We start from the raw sequence: 17,859 nt of genomic DNA on the forward strand, positions 1-17,859 counted from the left end.
ATGACATCCCGGGCCCGATAGCGCATGCGTATGGTTATGGAAGCCAGCCGGCATTTCCAAAAGGCCCGACAATCGCCGAGAACGGCAGGACGTAACAATAGCCTTACGCCTGACGAATGATAAGCATAGGCTCGACAGGAGCGAGACATGAACGGCATGCAGGACAATTTGCAGCGTAAAGGTCTGGACCTGCCGGGGCAGGTCGTTCTCGTGCTGCAGGGCGGCGGCGCGCTCGGCTCGTACCAGGCGGGCGTCTACCAGGCGCTCCACGAGGCCGGCATCGAGCCGGACTGGATCATCGGCACGTCGATCGGCGCCATCAATGCGAGCCTGATTGCGGGCAACGCAAGGGAGCACCGGCTGGCGCGCCTGAGGGAGTTCTGGAAGCGGATGGAGCAGCAGCCGGTCTGGGACTGGCGCGCCGCGTTTCCCGGCTTCAACGAGAAGCTGGCCTATTGGTCGACGGTCACCCACGGTATTCCAGGATTCTTCCGGCCCAATCCGCTGGCGCATGCCGGCGATTCATATCCGCTGGGTGCCGATCACGCCGGCTTCTATTCGACGGCGCCGCTGGAGAAGACGCTGCGCGAGCTGGTCGATTTCGATCTGGCCAATCGCCGCGCGCCGCGCCTGACGGTCGGTGCGGCTCATGTCGGCACCAGCGAGATGCGCTATTTCGACAGCCGCGACGGCGAGCTGACGGTCAAGCACATCATGGCCTCGGGCGCGCTGCCACCGGCTTTCCCAGCGGTGCGCATCGACGGCGAGCTCTATTGGGACGGCGGCATCCTGTCGAACACGCCGACCGAAGCGGTGTTCGACGACAATCCACGCAGGGATTCGCTGATCTTTTCCGTTCATCTGTGGAATCCCGTCGGGCCGGAGCCGGCCACCATGGCGGAGGTGATGAACCGGCACAAGGACGTGCAATATTCCAGCCGGATCGCCAGCCAGATCGTGCGACAGCAGCAGGCCCATCGCCTGCGCCATGTCATCAACCAGCTCGCGGCGCGGCTGCCCGAGGGCGAGCTGAATGATCCCGCGGTGAGGGAGCTGATGAGCTACGGCTGCTCGACCCGCATGCATGTGGTGCGGCTGCTGGCGCCGCAGCTCGAGCACGAGACCCATACCAAGGATATCGACTTCAGTCCGTCGGGGATCACGCGGCGCTGGCACGCCGGCTACGCTCACACGCGATCGGTGCTGGCGCGCAGGCCCTGGATCGGCGAGTTCGATCCGCTCGCCGGCGTGGTGCTGCATGAGCATACGGACGAGATGCCGATTGCGGCGGAGTGAGGGCCTCGTCCGTTGTTTGTTTCGGGCGGTGACCATGTCAAGGGCGCCCGGTCTGGGCTATTATCGCGGCGTCTTCGTCGCGAGACTCGCAAGTGGTCGTTGAGAAAGATCTGGAAGCGGCACTCGACAAGGTCCGCGCTGACGCGGCGGGCCCGGTTGCCGGCGTGTTCGGTCCTGACACGGTGACCTGGCAGATCGACCGGGAGGCCGTGAACTTCCTCGGCGCCGGTCGCGCGCTGCTGCTGCAACTCGCCCATCCCTGGGTCGCCGCCGCCATCGCCGAGCATTCGAAAACATTCGCAGATCCGATCGGCCGCTTCCATCGCACCTTCGACATCGTCTTCGCCATGGTGTTCGGCTCGCTCGATCGTGCCATGCTGTCGTCGCGGCAGCTGCACCGGCGCCACAGCATGATCGTCGGCGAGATGCCCGAGGCGGTCGGTCCGTTCGCGGCCGGCTCGCGCTATTGCGCCAACGACATTCCATCGCTGCGCTGGGTTCACGCCACGCTGGTCGACACCGCGCTGATGGCGCACGACCTCGTTCTGCCACCGCTCTCGGCGGAGGAGCGCGAGCGTTACTGGGCCGAGAGCCGGACGTTCGGTGCGCTGTTCGGACTGACGGCGGACGACCTGCCTGCGGACTGGGCCGGCTTCGCCGCATACACCGCGGCGATGACGCAATCGGACACGCTGACGGTCAGCGCCGCGGCACGCGAGATCGCAACGCAGATTTTTACGGGCGCGCGTCCGTGGCTGCGGCCGCCGCGCTGGTATCGCGCGCTCACGGCCAGGATGTTGCCGGAGCACTTGCGTGCCGGTTTTGGTTTTGAGCTCGACGAGCGCGAGATCCGATCTGCCGACAATGCACTGCGCTGGATCAGGCGCGTCTATCCGAAGCTGCCTGACAGGCTGCGCTATGTCGGCCCCTATCAGGAAGCACAGGCACGGCTGCGGGGCGAGTTGCAGCCCGACTGGATGACCCGCTGTCTCAACCGCGCCTGGATCGGCCGGCCGCAGATGGATGTGCGCAGCGGGAGGTCGGGTGGTCCATCATCCGCCCCGTCATCCTGAGGTGCGAGTGGCGCGATGCAGACGCATCGCGCCGGGAGCCTCGAAGGATGCACGACCCCGCTGCTGCAGCCGGGCCGTCGCCCTTCGAGGGCCGCTGAAGAAGCGGCCACCTCAGGGTGACGGTGATGGATGGGCGCGCGCTGCTCTCCTCATCGTCATTGCGAGCGCAGCGAAGCAATCCAGAATCCCTCCGCGGAAAGACTCTGGATTGCTTCGCTGCGCTCGCAATGACGGAGTACGCAGCCTCACACCGACGCCAGCTTCCGGTACAGCGCGCTGTAGCTGCCGGCCGAGATGCTCCAGGAGAACGACCGGCCCATGGCGCTGCGGCGCATGGTGTCGAGCTGGTCCTGCGCCATGAACGCCGAGAAGGCGCGGCGGACGCCGCCGAGGAAGGATTCGTGCGAGGGCTTCGAGAACAGGAAGCCGGTCTCGCCGTCGCTGATGGTCTCGGCGAGCCCGCCGGTCTGGTGGCCGATCGGCAATGAACCGAAGCGCTGGGCGTACATCTGGCTGAGGCCGCAGGGCTCGAACCGCGATGGCATCAGGGTGAAGTCGCTGCCGGCAAAGATGCGCCGCGCCTGGGCGTCGTTGAAGCCGATCGCGACCCCGATGGCGTCGGGACGGCGGCGATGCGCGTTGATCAACGCCTGCTCGAGCGCCGGCTCACCGGAGCCGGTGACCACGATCTGCCCGCCGGCATCGATGATCTCGTCGGCCGCCGCCAGCACGAGGTCGATGCCCTTCTGGTGCACGAGGCGGGCGACGATGCCGAACATCGGTCCGCGCGACACCGCAAGCCCGAACTGCTTGCGCACGTAATCCGCATTGGCCTTCTTGCCGACCCAGTCGCCGGCGCCGAACTGCTGGGCGAGCTGCGCGCAGTAACGCGGGTCCCAGCTCTCGTCGATTCCGTTGAGGATGCCGGTGAGCTCGGCCGCATCCGAGCGCAGGCGGAGCAGGCCCTCGAGCCCGCAGCCGAATTCGGCCGTGGTGATCTCTCGCGCGTAAGTGCCGCTGACCGTGGTGAGGTGCGAGGCGTAGACGAGGCCCGCCTTGAGGAAGGAGACCTGGTCGTAGAACTCGACGCCGTCGATGTGGAAGGAGCTCTCCGGTGCGCCGATCCGCCGCAGTGCCTCCTTCGGGAAGAGGCCCTGATAGGCGAGGTTGTGGATGGTCAGGATCGACGGCAACCTGGCGCCGCGCCAGGCGAGATAGGCCGGCACCAGCGAGGCCTGCCAATCATTTGCATGGACCAGGTCTGCTGCCCAATTCTTGTCCAGCTTGCCCATGGCAAGCTCAGCGGCTGCCGAGGCGAAACGCGCGAAGCGGATGTCGTTGTCGGGCCAGTCGCGCCCGGACTCGTCGCCATAGGGATTGCCGGGCCGATCGTAGAGCTGCGAGCACAACAGCACATAGACCGGCAGGCCGTCTCTGGTCGCGGCACGACCGAGCGAGCAGGCCGGCATGTCCGCGAATTGCGGGCAGCGGCCGACGATCTGGATATGCGTGAGTTGCTCGATGATGTCGCGATAGCCGGGCAGCATGATCCGGATATCGGCGAAGGGGCGTAGCGCTCGGGGGAGGGCGGCGGAAACGGCTCCGAGTCCGCCGACGCGGACGAAGTCGTCCATCTCTGTCGTAACGAACAAGACCCTCAAGAACTGCTGCCCTCATCCGATCCCGTTTGCTGCTATGCAAGAACGGGTCCAGTTGCCCCGGAAATTCTCAAGTCCCCCGCAAGACGCATCTGTTCGGTAAAGACTTTCCTACTCAGCCGCCGCCCTCTAGGGTCGCCGCAGCAACAAGAGAGAACATCCATGGTTCCTAACGGGAGCCTCAGGGAGACGCGGCACGCATGCAGCTAACAGACAGGCACGAGGGGACGACGACAAAGGCTTTCGCGGGCCTGCGGGTCCTGGATTTTTCGACCACGATCGCCGGTCCCCACTGCGCGCGCATGCTAGCCGACATGGGCGCCGAGGTCATCAAGATCGAGACCGACGGCGGGGAGACGATGCGGACCCGGCCGCCCCTGCGCAAGGGCTGCAGCACCGCGTTCGGCCAGCTCAATGTCGGCAAGAAGAGCATCGTGCTCGACCTCAAGTCCGAGGACGGCAGGGAGGCGGTCCGCCGGCTGGCCGCGACCGCCGACATCCTGGTCGAGAACTTCCGCCCCGGCGTGATGCACCGGCTGCGGCTCGACTACGACCGGCTGCGCCAAGTCAACCCGAGGCTGATCTACTGCTCGATCTCCGGCTACGGCCAGACCGGCCCCTCGGCCGAGCTGCCGGCCTATGCGCCGGTGATCCATGCCGCCTCCGGCTACGACATGGCGCATCTCGCCTACCAGCCCGGCCGTCACAGGCCCGACTATTGCGGCATCTATCACGCCGACGTCGTCACCGGCACCTACGGTTTTGGCGCGATTGCGTCCGCGCTCTATCAGCGCACCGTGACCGGGCTCGGCCAGCACATCGATGTCTCCATGCTGGAATCGATGCTGAGCTTGACCCTGACCGAGTTGCAGAGCTCGCAATTCGCGGTGGCGCCGCCGCCGCGTCCGATGTTCGGGCCGACCGAGACAGCCAGCGGCTATGTCATGATCACCGTCGCCAGTGAGAAGACCTTCCAGGCCCTGATGGGGGTGATCGGCCGCCCCGAATGGGTCTCCGATCCACGCTTTGCCACCTACGCCCCGCGCCGCGAGAACTGGGCGGCGTTGATGGACGGCGTCGAGGTCTGGTCGCGGCAGCTTTCAACCGATGCATGCCTCCTCGCGCTTGGCGCTGCCGGCGTCCCGGCCTCGGCCTATCGCACCGTGTCCGAGGCATTGGCCGATCCGCAGCTTGCGCATCGCCAGGCGCTCTCCGAGGTGCGGGACGAGGGCGGCTCGTTTAGGGTGCTCAACCTGCCGTTCCGGATGTCGGGGGCCGACACGACGCCGGCTAGGACGGTGTCCGCGCTCGGCGCGCATACGGATGCGTTGCGCGAGGAGATCGGCCTTGCGAGCGATGCTCCAATTCCGTCAGGCAAAACAGCCGCGACATCCTGAGCAACATGACGCCGCGCATGCGGCGTTTGATCTCTCGTGTGTTCCTCTTGCCGTGGCGAGCATTTGTCGCCAAGCTCGCTTTCCGAGTCATTCAACGATCCGAAACATCGGACGAGGATCCCGGGAGGAACCATGACGAAGATTGCTGCCGCGGCGCGCAAGCATGCGCCGATTTTCCTTGTTGCGGCATTTGCGCTTGTCTCGCCTGCGCAGGCACAAAAATCGGGCGGCAGCATCACCGTCGGCCAGGAGCTCGACATTCCCGGCTTCGATCCGCTCAAGGTCGGCGTCTACGACACCTCGACCTTCACCGCGGCCGCCGCGATCTTCGACACGCTGACCACGCTCGACGACAAGGGCGAGGCCGCGCCAAAGCTCGCGGTGTCGTGGACGCATTCCGACGACTACATGACCTGGACCTTCAAGCTGCGCGAGGGCGTGAAATTCCACGACGGCACGCCGTTCAACGCGCAAGCCTTCAAGGAGAACTTCGACCGGCAGAAGGATCCCGCCAACAAGTGTCGCTGCGCCTTCTACATCACCAACGTGAAGGAGGTGCTGGCGCCGGACGAATACACCGTCGTCTACAAGCTCACCGACCCTTCCGTGAACCTGCCGGCGGTGATCACCATCCAGAGCCAGAACAATGCGGTGCATTCGCCGACGGCCTGGAAGACCAAGGGTGACGACTACAATCGCAATCCCGTCGGCACCGGTCCCTACGTCCTGAAATCATGGACCGCCGGCGACCGCATGGTGCTGGAGAAGAATCCCAACTACTGGGACAAGGGCCGTCCCTATCTCGATCGCATCATCCTGAAGCCGCTGCCCGACGCGCAGTCGCGCTTCGCCTCGCTGCAATCGGGCGAGGCCGACATCATCTGGGACGACGAGAACGACGCCGACAACATCATGAAGGCGCAGAAGGACCCCAAGCTCACCGTGCACACCTACAAGGGCTCGGGCGCGCAGGTCTACGCCTTCAACACCAAGGTGGCGCCGTTCGACGACGTCCGCGTCCGCCAGGCGCTGGTGATGGCGATCGACCGTCCGAAGATGTCGCAGGCGATCAGCAACGGCCTGAGCCGGCCCGCGACCAACCCTTACGGCGACGGCTCCTGGGTCAAGTGCAAGGACGACGGCGCGCTGCCGTTCGACGTCGAGAAGGCCAAGGCGCTGCTCAAGGATTATGGCAAGCCGGTCGAGTTCAAGATGATGGTGACCGCGACGCCGCGCGGCCGCATGATCGGCCAGGTGCTGCAGCAGTTCTGGAAGCGCGTCGGCGCCAACATGGAGCTCGAGCAGGTCGACCAGGCGACCATTCCGTCGCGCGCCTTCACCCGCCAATTCCAGCTGACGCCGTGGCGCATCGTCGACCTCGCCGATCCCGATCCGCAGATGTACGCGAATTTCCGCAGCGGCAGCCCGCTCGCGCTCTCCGGCTTGTCAAATCCCGAACTCGACAAGCTGCTGGACCACGCGCGCGTTACCGCCGACCTCGGCCAGCGCACGGAGGATTATTGCGCCATCAGCCGCCTGATCAACAAGGAGGCGATCTGGTTCTGGACCTTCCAGAACACCTATTACGCGCTGTCGAGCGCCAGGCTGAAGGGCTTTCCAAAGATCTACAACGGCGTGATCGACGTCTCGACCACCTGGCTGGAATGAAAGCGCGATGCTGAACTTCGTCGTTCGGCGGCTGCTTGCCATTCTGCCGGTTCTGCTTGCCGTCTCGCTGCTCACCTTCCTGATTGCCTCGCTATTGCCGGGCGATCTCGCCTTCGTCATCCTCGGCGATCAGGCGACGCCGGAGAATGTCGCGGCGCTGCGCCGTGACATGGGGCTCGACCAGCCGCTGTGGTGGCGTTACCTGAGCTGGCTCGGCCACGTGCTGCAGGGCGATCTCGGCCGCTCGTTCCGCACCGGTCAGACCGTGCTGCAGGCGGTCGCCGAGCGCATTCCGGTCTCGCTCCAGCTGATGCTGATGGCCGAGTTCATCGGGCTGCTGATCGGCGTTCCCGTCGCGATCGCCTGCGCCGCGCGCGCCGGCGGCGCCTTCGACCGCTTCATGACCGGCAGCGCGTTCGCGATGCTGTCGATGCCGTCCTTCCTGATGGCGATCCTCTTGATCTATCTGTTCGCGGTCGAGCTGCACTGGCTGCCGGCGACCGGCTATGTGCCGTTCACCGAGGAGCCGCTGGCCAATTTGCGCTTCTTCGTGCTGCCGGCGCTGACGCTGGCGCTGGCGGAATGGCCTGGAATCATGCGGGTGCTGCGCTCCGACATGATCGCGACCTTGCAGGAGGACTATATCGCGCTGGCAAAGGCCAAGGGCCTCAAGCCGGCGCGCATCCTGTTCGTGCATGCGCTCAAGCCTTCGTCGCTGACACTGGTGACGGTGACGGGCATCAATATCGGTCGCCTGCTCGGCGGCACGCTGATCGTGGAATCGATCTTCGCGCTGCCCGGCATCGGCCGTCTCTTGGTCGGCGCGATCTACACCCGCGACCTCGTCATCCTGCAGGGTGTGGTGCTGCTGGTCGCCTGCGGCTTCGTCATCGTCAATTTCATCGTCGACATGCTCTACGCCGTGCTCGATCCGAGGATCCGCCATGGCCACGCTTGAGCTGTCGATGCAGGACGAGGCCGTATCTGCGCCGGTGCGACGCGGGCGCAAGCTCGGCATCCTGTTCTGGGTTGCGAGCAGCTGGCTCGCGATCATCCTGACACTGGCGATCCTGGCGCCGGTACTGCCGCTGCAGAACCCTGTCGACATGGACATGCTGGAGCGCCGCGCCGCGTTCTCCAATGAGCACTGGCTCGGCACCGACGGGCTCGGCCGCGACGAGCTTGCCCGCCTGATCTTTGGCGCGCGCGTTTCGCTGACCGTCGGGCTGATCGCGCCGATGATCGGCCTCGTGTTCGGTGGCGCGCTCGGCCTGCTCGCCGGCTATTTCCGCGGCCGCTTCGAGACGCTGGTGGTCGGCAGCATGGACGTGCTGCTGGCCTTTCCGCCGCTGATCTTCGCGCTCGCGGTGACGGCCTATCTCGGCCAGTCCATTCCCAATCTCACCGTGATCCTCGGCGTGCTCGGCATTCCCGCCTTCATGCGGGTGGCACGCGCGGCGACGCTGACGCTGGCGCGGCGCGAGTTCGTGATCGCGGCCGAGGCGCTGGGCGCAAGCCATGCGCGCATCCTCCTGCGCGAATTGCTGCCGAACGTGATCCTGCCCCTGCTGGCCTTCTTCCTGCTCGGCGTCGCCGTCACCATCGTGGTCGAGGGCGCGCTGTCCTTCCTCGGCCTCGGGGTGCCGCCGCCGATGGCGAGCTGGGGCAGCATGATCGGCGAGGGGCGCGACAGTCTCGACGTCGCGCCGCGGCTCGCCTTCCTGCCGGCGGCGGGGCTGTTCCTGACCGTGCTAGCCTTCAACCTCGTGGGCGACACCTTGAGGGCGCTGACCGACCCGCGTCAGGGGGCGTTATGAGCACGCCGCTCTTGACCATCGAGGATGTCGCGGTCGAGCTGCCGACCCCGCGCGGAAACTTGCGCGCCGTGGATCACGTCGACCTGTCGCTGGAGGCGGGGCGCACGCTCGGCATCGTCGGCGAATCCGGCTGCGGCAAGACCATGTTGTCGCGCGCGGTGCTGCAGCTGTTGCCGAAGAAGGCGAAGCTGACGGGCCGCGTCATGTTCGACGGCGAGGATCTGGTGCGGCTTGATTCCGAGCGCCTGCGCCAGCTGCGCGGGCGCGATCTTGCGGTCGTGTTCCAGGATCCCATGACCTCGCTCAATCCGGTGCTGACCATCGGCACCCAGTTGATGGAGACGATCCAGGAACATCTCGAGCTCGATGCGCCCGCCGCGAAGGCGCGCAGCATCGAGCTGCTGGCGGCCGTCGGCATTCCCGCGCCGGAGCAGCGGCTCGCGCAATATCCGCATCAATGCTCCGGCGGCATGCGCCAGCGCATCGCGATCGCGATCGCGCTGTCCTGCGAGCCGAAGCTGTTGATCGCGGACGAGCCGACCACGGCGCTCGACGTCACCATCCAGGCGCAGATCCTCGATCTGCTCGCGCGCGAGCAGCGCCGCCGCCACATGGCGATGATCATCATCACCCACGATCTCGGCGTCGTCGCCGGCCGCGCCGACGAGGTCGCGGTGATGTATGCGGGCAGGGTGGTGGAGCGCGCTCCGACCCAGGCGCTGTTCAAGCGCATGCACATGCCCTACACCGAGGCGCTGCTGGCGGCGATCCCGAAGCTGGAGACCGCGCCGCATACGCCGTTGCCCGCGATCTCCGGTCGTCCGCCCGATCCGACCCGGCCGCTTCGCGGCTGCTCCTTTGCGCCGCGCTGCCGATATGCCGCCGGGCGCTGTCACGAAACCAAGCCCGAGCTGAAGGGCGCGGAGATGCCTGGGCATCTCTATGCGTGCTTCCACCCGATCCAGATGACTGAAGGGGTCGGCGCATGATGCAACTGGCCGTGCGGGACAAGCCGCTTCTCAACGTCGACAATCTCGTCGTCGAGTATGGCCTCGGCAACAAGACGGTGCATGCCGTCTCCGGCGTCAGCCTTCAGGTCGCGCGCGGCGAGACGCTGGGGCTGGTCGGCGAATCCGGCTGCGGCAAGTCGACGCTGGGGCGCGCGGTGCTGCAATTGCGCCGAGCCAAATCCGGGCGGGTGATGTTCGACGGCGAGGACCTCACCGCAATGGAGGGCGAGGCGCTACGAAAAATGCGCCGGCGGGTGCAGCTGATCTTCCAGGATCCGATCGCCTCGCTCAATCCGCGCCGGCGCATCGGTGATATCGTGGCGGAGCCGCTGATCATTGCCGGCGTCAAGGATGCCGCCGAGCGCAAGCGGCGCGTGCATGACGTGCTCGCTGCGGTCGGGCTCGATCCTGATCTCGTCGTGCACCGCCTGCCGCACGAATTCTCCGGCGGCCAGTGCCAGCGCATCTGCATCGCGCGGTCGCTGGTGCTCAACCCCGAATTCATCGTCTGCGACGAGCCGGTCTCGGCGCTCGACGTCTCCATCCGCGCGCAGATCCTCAACCTGCTGGAGGAGATGAAGGCGCGATTCGGCCTGACGCTGCTGTTCATCGCGCATGACCTCGCGGTGGTCAAAGCGGTCAGCGACCGCGTCGCAGTGATGTATCTCGGCCGGCTCTGCGAGGTCGGGCCTTCGGAGCAATTGTTCGCGCGGCCCGCGCATCCCTACACCGGCTTGTTGCTGCAGGCGATCCCGGTGCCCGATCCGGATGTGCGTCCCGCGGAGAGTGTGGCGACGGGCGAGCCGCCATCGCCGATTGCACCGCCGTCCGGCTGCCGCTTCCGCACCCGCTGCCCGCGCGCCGATCAGCGATGCAGCGCGGAGATACCGGAGTTGCGCGAAGTCGCACCCGGCCAGTTCGCCGCTTGCCACCATCCGCTGGCCTGAACTAAGACCGGTTTGTCTGACCTCGCCGGCCATGGCATGGTGAGGCCGAGAACGACAAGCATGCCGGGAGGATTCCGATGAAGAGTTTCAAGGTTGCCGATTTCAAGGCGCCGCTGCAGGAGTTCGACGAGGCGACGCCGCAGCCCTCGGGCACGCAGGTGCTGATCAAGGTCAAGGCCGCCGGCGTATGCCACAGCGACCTCCACATCTGGGAAGGCGGCTATGATCTCGGCCACGGCCGCAAGCCGCTGTCGCTGAAGGATCGCGGCATCAACCTGCCGCTGACGATGGGGCACGAGACGGTCGGCGAAGTCCTCGCCTTCGGGCCGGACGTGAAGCCGACCGATCAGGGCGATCTCAAGCTCGGCGATGTCGGCTTGGTCTATCCCTGGATCGGCTGCGGCAAATGCGCGACGTGTCTCGGCGGTGATGAGAACATGTGCCTGACGCCGCGCTCGCTCGGCGTCTATTGCGACGGCGGCTATTCCGACCACATGCTGGTGCCGCATCCGCGTTATCTGCTCAATCTGAAGGGCCTCGATCCCGCGACGACCGCGCCCTATGCCTGCTCGGGCGTCACCACCTACAGCGCGCTGAAGAAGGTCGAGCAGCATTTCGACACGCCGATCGTGATGTTCGGCGCCGGGGGCCTCGGCCTGATGGCGCTGTCGCTGCTGAAAGCGATGGGCGGCAAGGGCGCGATCATGATCGACATCGACGCCAGGAAGCGCGAGGCGGCCGAGAAGGCCGGTGCACTCGCGACCATCGATCCCAAGGCGCCGGATGCGCTGGAGCAGCTTGCGAAGAAGGCGGGCGGGCCGATCCGCGCCGTGATCGACCTCGTCGGCAACTCCGCCACGACCCAGCTCGGCTTCGACTGCCTGACCAAGGGCGGCAAGCTCGTCATCGTCGGCCTGTTCGGCGGCGGCGCGACCTGGGCGCTGCCGCTGATTCCGATCAAGGCGGTGACGATCCAGGGGAGCTATGTCGGAAACCTGCGCGAAACGCAGGAGCTGCTCGATCTCGTTCGCACCAAGAAGGTGCCGCCGATCCCGGTGACGACGGCGCCGCTCGCCAAGGCCAACGACGCGCTGGTGCAATTGCAGCAGGGCGCGGTGGTCGGCCGCACCGTGCTGACGCCGTAACGAATGTTCTCTCCGCCGTCATTGCGAGCGCAGCGAAGCAATCCAGAAATCCCTCCGCGGAGACAGTCTGGATTGCTTCGTCGCAAGAGCTCCTCGCAATGACGAGGCTACACCTTCCTTCAAGCAGGAACCCCCATGTCCGCAAACAACGCCTTCCACATTGCCGTGCTCGCCGGTGACGGCATCGGTCCCGAAGTCATGGCGCCGGCGCTCGAGGTGCTGCGCAAGGTCGGCGAAAAGTCCGGCCTCGGCTTCCGCTTCACCGAGGCGCCGGCCGGCGCCAACAACTATCTCGCCACCGGCAAGTCGATGCCTGATACCACGATCAAGCTGTGCGAGGAGGCGGATGCGATCCTGCTGGGCGCCTGCGGCCTGCCGTCGGTGCGCTATCCCGACAATACCGAGATCGCGCCGCAGATCGAGCTGCGCTTCATCTTCGATCTCTATGCCGGCGTGCGGCCGGCGCGGCTCATTCCGGGCGTGCCCAGCCCGATCGTCGGCGCGGACAAGCGCGGCATCGATCTCGTCGTCATCCGCGAGTCCACCGAGGGCCTGTTCGCCTCGATGGGCAAGGGCGTCGTCACCCACGACGATGCGCGCGAGACCATGGTGATCACGCGCCGGACGTCCGAGCGTCTGTTCGAGTTCTCGTTCCGCCTCGCCGAGCGGCGCAAGGCGCGCGGCAAGCCGGGCGCATTGACCTGCGTCGACAAGGCGAACGTGTTCAAGGCCTTTGCGTTCTTCCGCGGCATCTTCGACGAGATCGAGAAGAAGCATCCTGGTGTGAAGACCGACCGGCTCTATGTCGATGCCTGCTCGGCGATGCTGGTCAAGCGTCCCTGGGATTTCGACGTGATGGTGATGGAGAACATGTTCGGCGACATCGTCTCCGACATCACCGCGAGCCTGATCGGCGGCCTCGGCATGGCGCCGTCCGCCGACATCGGCGACAAATATGCCGTGTTCCAGCCCTGCCACGGCACCGCGCCCGACATCATGGGACAGGGCAAGGCCAACCCCACCGGCATGATCCTGTCGGCCGCGATGATGCTGGACTGGCTCGCCGAGAAGCATGGCGTGGAGAGTGCGGCGGAAGCGGGCGAGCAAATCGAGCGCGCGGTGGATCAGGTCTATGCCGGCGGCATCAAGCCGATGGAGTTCGGCGGCAGCAATGGCACAGCCGACATTACGAAGGCGGTGCTGGGGGCGCTGTAGTCAACGTGCGCGCGTGAAAAAGGGGCCCTCGGGGCCCCTTCGTCGATTACCAGCGACGCCAGTGGCGGTGGCCGTAATAGCCATATGGCCGTGGCCCGTAGAAGCGGCGCGCGCCGTAATAGCCATAGGCACCGTAATAGTTCGGTCGCCACCAGCAGCGGCCCCAGGCATTGCAGACCATGCGGACCTGATCGACGTCCGCAGCCGGACCGCTCGCGATCCGGTCGGCTTGCGGAATGCCGTTCGGCATCGCCGCGAGCGCTTGCCCTGACGCCAGCGCCGCGCCGCCCAGGGCAGCCAGACCAAGAACAGCAAATTTGAGTTTCATCGCGCTCTCCCTCATTGGTGGCGGAAGAACCTGCGACGGATCAATTGGTTGCTACCGCGGTGCGAGCGGACGAGGAATTTAATCTTCCTGAATGAAGGTTCAGCTTTACTTCCCCTGGAACCGCGGCTTGCGCTTCTCCATGAAGGCCTGCCGGCCCTCGCGGAAATCCGCGCTGTCCATGCATGCGGTGCCGATCGCCTTGATCGCGTCCATGTCGCGCGCGCTCTCGTCCTTCAAGACCTGCACGATGGTGATCTTGGCGGCCTTGATCGCGAGCGGGGCGTTCTGCGAGATCGTCTCGGCAATCGCCATGGTCTCGCCCCAGAGCTGGTCGTCCGGAAACACGCGCTCGACGAGGCCGATGCGCAGCGCCTCGGTGGAATCGATGCGCATGCCCGTGTACATCAGAAGCCGCGCCCAGGACGGGCCGACCAGCGACACCAGGTGCTTCAGGCCGTCATAGCCATAGGCGATGCCGAGCCTGGCCGCGGGGATGCCGAACTGGCTGCCATGTGCAGCGAGGCGGATGTCGGCGAGCATCGCGACCTGCATGCCGCCGCCGAGGCAAAAACCCTGGATGCAGGCGATGGTCGGCTTGGGATAGTCGGCGAGCAGCGCGCGCTGGGCGACGCTGCGCCTGGCATATTCCTCGGACGCGGCGGCGTTGTGGCGCGTCTTCTCGAACTGGCTGATGTCGGCGCCCGAGACGAACGCCTTGCCGCCGGCGCCGCGCAGGATCACGACGCGCACGGCCTCGTCGTCGCGCAGGGCCGTGAGCGCCTCGCCAAAGCCCTCCCACATCTCCAGTGACATCGCATTGCGCTTGTCGGGATTGTTGAAGGTGATCACGCCGACGCCATCGGTGGCGTGCTGGAGGATATTGCCGTCGGCGTAGGATTTTTCGTTGGAAATCTCGGGCATCGCGCGCTCGCGTGTTGTTGGCGAGGCGCAATGTGCGGCCGGGCTGAGGCCGGGGTCAACCGCGGCAGGGCGAGGGGCTTTGCACGAGCCTGTGCCGCGATTGCATGGCGCCAAGCGCCTATTGCGTCACATGCATGTGCGCGGTCAGCGGATGGCCGGCGGCCCTGCCGAAGAACGCCGCCTCCTCGGCGGTCGCCTCCAGCAGCTGCTCGTCCTGGTTATAGACGTCGTTGCGGAACTGGATGGTCTGGTCCTTGGTCATCCATGCCGTGAGATAGATCCAGGCCACCGGCACCTTCTTCGCCATGGCGACCTCGAGGTGCTGGCCGCTGGCGATCTCCGCGTCGATCGCGGCGCGGCCCCATTTCGGCTGGTCCTTGAGCAACCAGGCGGCGAGGTCGCGCACATTGTCGACGCGCGAGCAGCCGTGGGAATCGAAGCGGTAGTCGTCGCTGAACAAATTGCGCTGGTTGGTGTCGTGCATGTAGACCGAATAGGAATTCGGCATGTCGATCTTGACGGCGCCGAGCGCGTTGAAGGTGCCGTTGTGCTGACGCACCGTGAAGTTCGGCGTGCGCGTGCCGGACCAGTCGACCGAATGCGGATCGATCGGATTGTCGTGGGCGTCGAGCACCTCCATGTGCATGCGCGACAGATAGGTCGGATCTTTCCGCATATGCGCCGAGATCTCGGTCTTCGCGATCGAGGCCGGCACCGTCCAGGTCGGATTGAGGACGACGCTGGTGATCTGGGCCGTCAGCGTCGGCGAGGGCTTTTCGGTCTTGCCGACGATGACGCGATAGCGCCGCACCACGACGTCGTTCTCGACCGCCTCGGCAAAGGCGGCGGGGATGTTGACCACGACATAACGCTGGCCGAAGCCGAAGTTCATGTTCTCGAGCCGCTCGAGCGAGGCCTCCAACTGGCGGATGCGCTTCTGCACGGAGACGTTCATCGCCGCCAGCGTGCGCGGCGTCACCGTGCCGGTCGGCGCGAGGCCATGGCGTGCCTGGAAGCGCTTCACCGCGTCGGCGAGATCCTGGTCGAACGCGCCGCTGGTCTTGTCGGCGGAAAGATCGCCGGAGAGGATCAGCCGCTTGCGCAGGAGATCGTCGCTCGTGCCCTGGACGCCGAGCGCGAATTTGGCATCCGCGGGGATCGTCGGCCAGCCGCCGCGCACGGCGAGCGCGGAATAGCTGAACGCGGCCTCCTTGATGCGCTGGGCAGAGCCTTCGTCATAGGTCGGCTCGTGCGTCAGCGCGAGCGCTGCGGCCGAACGGCTTTCCGGCGTCGAGGCGGGCGTCGTGGCGGTTTTCGGCGCGGCCGCGTGGGCCGGATTGGCCGCGGCCGGCATTGTCCCGGCCGTCGCCGCCTTGGGCGTGGCCTGTCCAACGGTCTCGGTTTGCGCGAGCGCCGAGGCGCTGGCGAGCACGCCGACGGCAATGATCATCGCATGGCGTTTCGACATGTGTCCCATTTTCCCCATGAGAGCGAGGCCCGGACGGGCGCTCGCATTGGCAATTTTCGGTCGTCGTGCCGCGTGCGCCGATTGGTGAAATCGGCGGAAAATTAGGCCACCGGTGTTGAGGTCCCATTAAGCACGGCCGTCGAAAGCTCCGCGCGTCCGCTGCGGAGGCTCTCGATTGGGTCGCGGCAGGGCCGGGATGGGTTCGCGAAAACCGCGATGGGGAAGGGGAAAGGGCAAGAAAAAGGCACAAGAAAAAGGGGCGGTCAGGCCGCCCCGAAAAACGAAGGCCGCGCGCGGATGGCGCACGCCAAATCTGGTTCAGAAGATCTGATCCAGCCGATCTCGTCCAATCCGGCCGCGCCCCCGCGACGCGGCGGATTGAACGTTGGCCGTCAAGGCCAGGCCGCCGATCGCTCAGCTTTCGTTGGCCGCGATCGATTCCATCAGCGAGACGAGCTGACGCTGCACCGTCTGGTCCTTGATCTTGCTGTAGGCGCGCAGCAGGCGGAGGCTGAAAGCCGAATCGAGGAAGAGCAGGCTTTCGACTTCGCGCGCCTTGTTGTCGCCGTCATAGAAGAAGGTCACGGGCACGTCGAGGGCGGAGGCGATCTGCTGCAGGCGGGCTGCGCCGACGCGATTGACGCCCTTCTCGTATTTCTGGACCTGCTGGAAGCTCACGCCGAGCTTTTCGCCGAGCTCGGCCTGCGAGATCTTCATCTCGACGCGCCGCAGACGGATCCGCTTGCCAAGCTCGATGTCCGGCTTGCCGGCACTGCGCTGCTTCATTCTTTTCGCCGCTGTTTTCATCGTCGTTTCTCACCGTTCTTCGGTTGAAAATCCCCCGAAGAGCTGGGTCAGGGGTTCGCCCATATACGAGTCCTTGAATTCATGCGGGTGCACGAACTCTTCCTTAAACCACGGGAAGCGAGCCGGATTGAAAGCCTCGATCAGCCAGTCAATCATGTGCCGTACGCGCGGGATGCGGCCGCTACCGGGATGGTAGGACAACCAGATATCCAGCGGTCGGTTCAATTCGACCTCCAGTGGAATCAACTTCCCGCCAAGCGCAATGGCGTAACTCGGGAATACGCCGATTCCGGCGCCATTCGCGACCGCCCAGTAATTGGCGCTTGAGACGTTGGTCTTCATGACCAGAAGGTCACGTTCCTGAACGCCCGGGAAGAAGCTCTCAAAAGTCTCCTTGGCGGCGAGCTGGTCGGCGAATTGCAGCACCAGGCGGTGCTTGATCAATTCATGGGCCGAGCGCGGCGTGCCGTATTTCTCGAGGTATTTCTCCGAAGCCCAGAACATCAGATGCATGCGGCCGAGCCGCACCAGCTTGACGTCGAGCGCAGAAGGCCGGGACAGATGGATGGCGACGTCGGCCTCGTGGCGCGAGACGTCGGCCGAGCGCATCGCGCAATGCAGGTCGACCAGGATCTTCGGATAGGCCTGCTGAAATTCGACCAGGCGCGGGGCGAGCCAGAACGTGCCGAGACCCTCGGTGACGGCGACGCGGACCTCGCCGGACAGCGCATTGCCGGTCGAATCGCTGGTGCGCAACACGTCGAACGCGGCTGCTTCCATCCGCTCGACCGCGGAGACGACGAGCGCGCCCTCGTCGGTCAGATGAGTGCCGTGGACGTCGCGGGTGAACAGAGTCGTGCCGGTCTGGCGCTCGAAATCATCAATGCGGCGGCGGACAGCGTTGATCGACAGCGACAGCCGTTCGGCTGCCGAGCGGAAACTTCCGCAGCGAACGACCTCCAGGAAGATGCGCGCCGCATCCCAATCGGAGAGGCCGCTGAGATTTGCTTTTAAGCGTTCCTCTGGAGGAACGCCCCTTTCCGCCAAGGAGTGCATACAAGTCCCTTCAGGTGGCTAAACTGGCAGAATCTGGCGCAAACCACAACCAC

16 protein-coding genes are annotated in these 17,859 nt (G+C 65.6%); 10 read left to right on the forward strand and 6 right to left on the reverse strand.

The window, feature by feature from the left end; genetic code table 11:
• The first annotated feature begins 147 nt into the window (after positions 1–147).
• Entirely contained in the window at positions 148–1,296 is a 1,149-nt protein-coding gene (locus JQ603_RS25780) for a patatin-like phospholipase family protein (RefSeq protein ID WP_212343487.1), read from the forward strand.
• A gap of 92 nt (positions 1,297–1,388) precedes the next feature.
• Positions 1,389–2,369, forward strand: a complete 981-nt coding sequence (locus JQ603_RS25785; protein ID WP_212343488.1) for an oxygenase MpaB family protein — start codon at positions 1,389–1,391, stop codon at positions 2,367–2,369.
• A gap of 245 nt (positions 2,370–2,614) precedes the next feature.
• Here JQ603_RS25785 and glgA read toward each other — a convergent pair whose 3' ends face one another.
• The gene (gene glgA, locus JQ603_RS25790) at positions 2,615–4,030 is read right to left on the reverse strand and encodes a glycogen synthase GlgA (RefSeq protein WP_212343489.1); all 1,416 of its coding nucleotides are present in this window, start codon (positions 4,028–4,030) and stop codon (positions 2,615–2,617) included.
• A 197-nt stretch (positions 4,031–4,227) separates the two neighbouring features.
• On the opposite strand from glgA, the gene JQ603_RS25795 reads away from it, so the two are divergent.
• The 8 genes from JQ603_RS25795 to JQ603_RS25830 all read left to right on the forward strand — a co-directional run bounded on the left by JQ603_RS25795 (position 4,228) and on the right by JQ603_RS25830 (position 13,226).
• Complete coding sequence (locus JQ603_RS25795; protein WP_212343490.1) at positions 4,228–5,424, forward strand: CaiB/BaiF CoA transferase family protein; 1,197 nt, start codon at positions 4,228–4,230, stop codon at positions 5,422–5,424.
• Between the two features lie 132 nt (positions 5,425–5,556).
• The gene (locus tag JQ603_RS25800; protein WP_212343491.1) at positions 5,557–7,092 is read left to right on the forward strand and encodes an ABC transporter substrate-binding protein; all 1,536 of its coding nucleotides are present in this window, start codon (positions 5,557–5,559) and stop codon (positions 7,090–7,092) included.
• 7 nt (positions 7,093–7,099) lie between these two features.
• The gene (locus JQ603_RS25805; protein ID WP_212343492.1) at positions 7,100–8,050 is read left to right on the forward strand and encodes an ABC transporter permease; all 951 of its coding nucleotides are present in this window, start codon (positions 7,100–7,102) and stop codon (positions 8,048–8,050) included.
• Entirely contained in the window at positions 8,037–8,909 is an 873-nt protein-coding gene (locus JQ603_RS25810) for an ABC transporter permease (RefSeq protein WP_212343493.1), read from the forward strand. Before JQ603_RS25805 ends, JQ603_RS25810 begins: the two co-directional genes overlap by 14 nt.
• The gene (locus JQ603_RS25815; protein WP_212343494.1) at positions 8,906–9,898 is read left to right on the forward strand and encodes an ABC transporter ATP-binding protein; all 993 of its coding nucleotides are present in this window, start codon (positions 8,906–8,908) and stop codon (positions 9,896–9,898) included. Before JQ603_RS25810 ends, JQ603_RS25815 begins: the two co-directional genes overlap by 4 nt.
• Entirely contained in the window at positions 9,895–10,866 is a 972-nt protein-coding gene (locus tag JQ603_RS25820; protein ID WP_212343495.1) for an ABC transporter ATP-binding protein, read from the forward strand. Before JQ603_RS25815 ends, JQ603_RS25820 begins: the two co-directional genes overlap by 4 nt.
• Before the next feature lie 77 nt (positions 10,867–10,943).
• Positions 10,944–12,011: an alcohol dehydrogenase gene (locus tag JQ603_RS25825; protein WP_212343496.1), complete on the forward strand. Its 1,068-nt coding sequence runs from the start codon at positions 10,944–10,946 to the stop codon at positions 12,009–12,011.
• Positions 12,012–12,146: 135 nt separating this feature from the next.
• The gene (locus JQ603_RS25830; RefSeq protein WP_212343497.1) at positions 12,147–13,226 is read left to right on the forward strand and encodes an isocitrate/isopropylmalate dehydrogenase family protein; all 1,080 of its coding nucleotides are present in this window, start codon (positions 12,147–12,149) and stop codon (positions 13,224–13,226) included.
• 46 nt (positions 13,227–13,272) lie between these two features.
• Here JQ603_RS25830 and JQ603_RS25835 read toward each other — a convergent pair whose 3' ends face one another.
• From JQ603_RS25835 to JQ603_RS25855, 5 genes are all read right to left on the reverse strand, one after another.
• The gene (locus tag JQ603_RS25835; protein ID WP_212343498.1) at positions 13,273–13,554 is read right to left on the reverse strand and encodes a hypothetical protein; all 282 of its coding nucleotides are present in this window, start codon (positions 13,552–13,554) and stop codon (positions 13,273–13,275) included.
• 105 nt (positions 13,555–13,659) lie between these two features.
• The gene (locus JQ603_RS25840; RefSeq protein ID WP_212343499.1) at positions 13,660–14,475 is read right to left on the reverse strand and encodes an enoyl-CoA hydratase; all 816 of its coding nucleotides are present in this window, start codon (positions 14,473–14,475) and stop codon (positions 13,660–13,662) included.
• Between the two features lie 118 nt (positions 14,476–14,593).
• On the reverse strand, positions 14,594–15,943 hold the full coding sequence (locus tag JQ603_RS25845) for a L,D-transpeptidase family protein (RefSeq protein ID WP_212343500.1): 1,350 nt from the start codon (positions 15,941–15,943) through the stop codon (positions 14,594–14,596).
• Positions 15,944–16,357: 414 nt separating this feature from the next.
• Positions 16,358–16,729, reverse strand: coding sequence for a helix-turn-helix domain-containing protein (locus JQ603_RS25850; RefSeq protein ID WP_020608151.1), 372 nt, complete (start codon positions 16,727–16,729; stop codon positions 16,358–16,360).
• 30 nt (positions 16,730–16,759) lie between these two features.
• Positions 16,760–17,806, reverse strand: a complete 1,047-nt coding sequence (locus tag JQ603_RS25855) for a LysR family transcriptional regulator (protein ID WP_212343501.1) — start codon at positions 17,804–17,806, stop codon at positions 16,760–16,762.
• Positions 17,807–17,859 lie beyond the last annotated feature (53 nt).

This window comes from Bradyrhizobium liaoningense (assembly GCF_018130825.1).
Lineage (GTDB): Bacteria > Pseudomonadota > Alphaproteobacteria > Rhizobiales > Xanthobacteraceae > Bradyrhizobium > Bradyrhizobium liaoningense_B.

Excerpts from the sequence above, each read along its gene's own strand:
- JQ603_RS25855 (WP_212343501.1), bottom strand. The coding sequence starts at position 17,806 with ATGCACTCCTTGGCGGAAAGGGGCGTTCCTCCAGAGGAACGCTTAAAA.
- JQ603_RS25805 (WP_212343492.1), top strand. The coding sequence starts at position 7,100 with ATGCTGAACTTCGTCGTTCGGCGGCTGCTTGCCATTCTGCCGGTTCTG.
- JQ603_RS25835 (WP_212343498.1), bottom strand. The coding sequence starts at position 13,554 with ATGAAACTCAAATTTGCTGTTCTTGGTCTGGCTGCCCTGGGCGGCGCG.
- JQ603_RS25815 (WP_212343494.1), top strand. The coding sequence starts at position 8,906 with ATGAGCACGCCGCTCTTGACCATCGAGGATGTCGCGGTCGAGCTGCCG.
- JQ603_RS25780 (WP_212343487.1), top strand. The coding sequence starts at position 148 with ATGAACGGCATGCAGGACAATTTGCAGCGTAAAGGTCTGGACCTGCCG.
- JQ603_RS25830 (WP_212343497.1), top strand. The coding sequence starts at position 12,147 with ATGTCCGCAAACAACGCCTTCCACATTGCCGTGCTCGCCGGTGACGGC.
- JQ603_RS25850 (WP_020608151.1), bottom strand. The coding sequence starts at position 16,729 with ATGAAGCAGCGCAGTGCCGGCAAGCCGGACATCGAGCTTGGCAAGCGG.
- JQ603_RS25810 (WP_212343493.1), top strand. The coding sequence starts at position 8,037 with ATGGCCACGCTTGAGCTGTCGATGCAGGACGAGGCCGTATCTGCGCCG.
- JQ603_RS25840 (WP_212343499.1), bottom strand. The coding sequence starts at position 14,475 with ATGCCCGAGATTTCCAACGAAAAATCCTACGCCGACGGCAATATCCTC.
- JQ603_RS25820 (WP_212343495.1), top strand. The coding sequence starts at position 9,895 with ATGATGCAACTGGCCGTGCGGGACAAGCCGCTTCTCAACGTCGACAAT.
- JQ603_RS25800 (WP_212343491.1), top strand. The coding sequence starts at position 5,557 with ATGACGAAGATTGCTGCCGCGGCGCGCAAGCATGCGCCGATTTTCCTT.
- JQ603_RS25795 (WP_212343490.1), top strand. The coding sequence starts at position 4,228 with ATGCAGCTAACAGACAGGCACGAGGGGACGACGACAAAGGCTTTCGCG.
- JQ603_RS25845 (WP_212343500.1), bottom strand. The coding sequence starts at position 15,943 with ATGTCGAAACGCCATGCGATGATCATTGCCGTCGGCGTGCTCGCCAGC.
- JQ603_RS25825 (WP_212343496.1), top strand. The coding sequence starts at position 10,944 with ATGAAGAGTTTCAAGGTTGCCGATTTCAAGGCGCCGCTGCAGGAGTTC.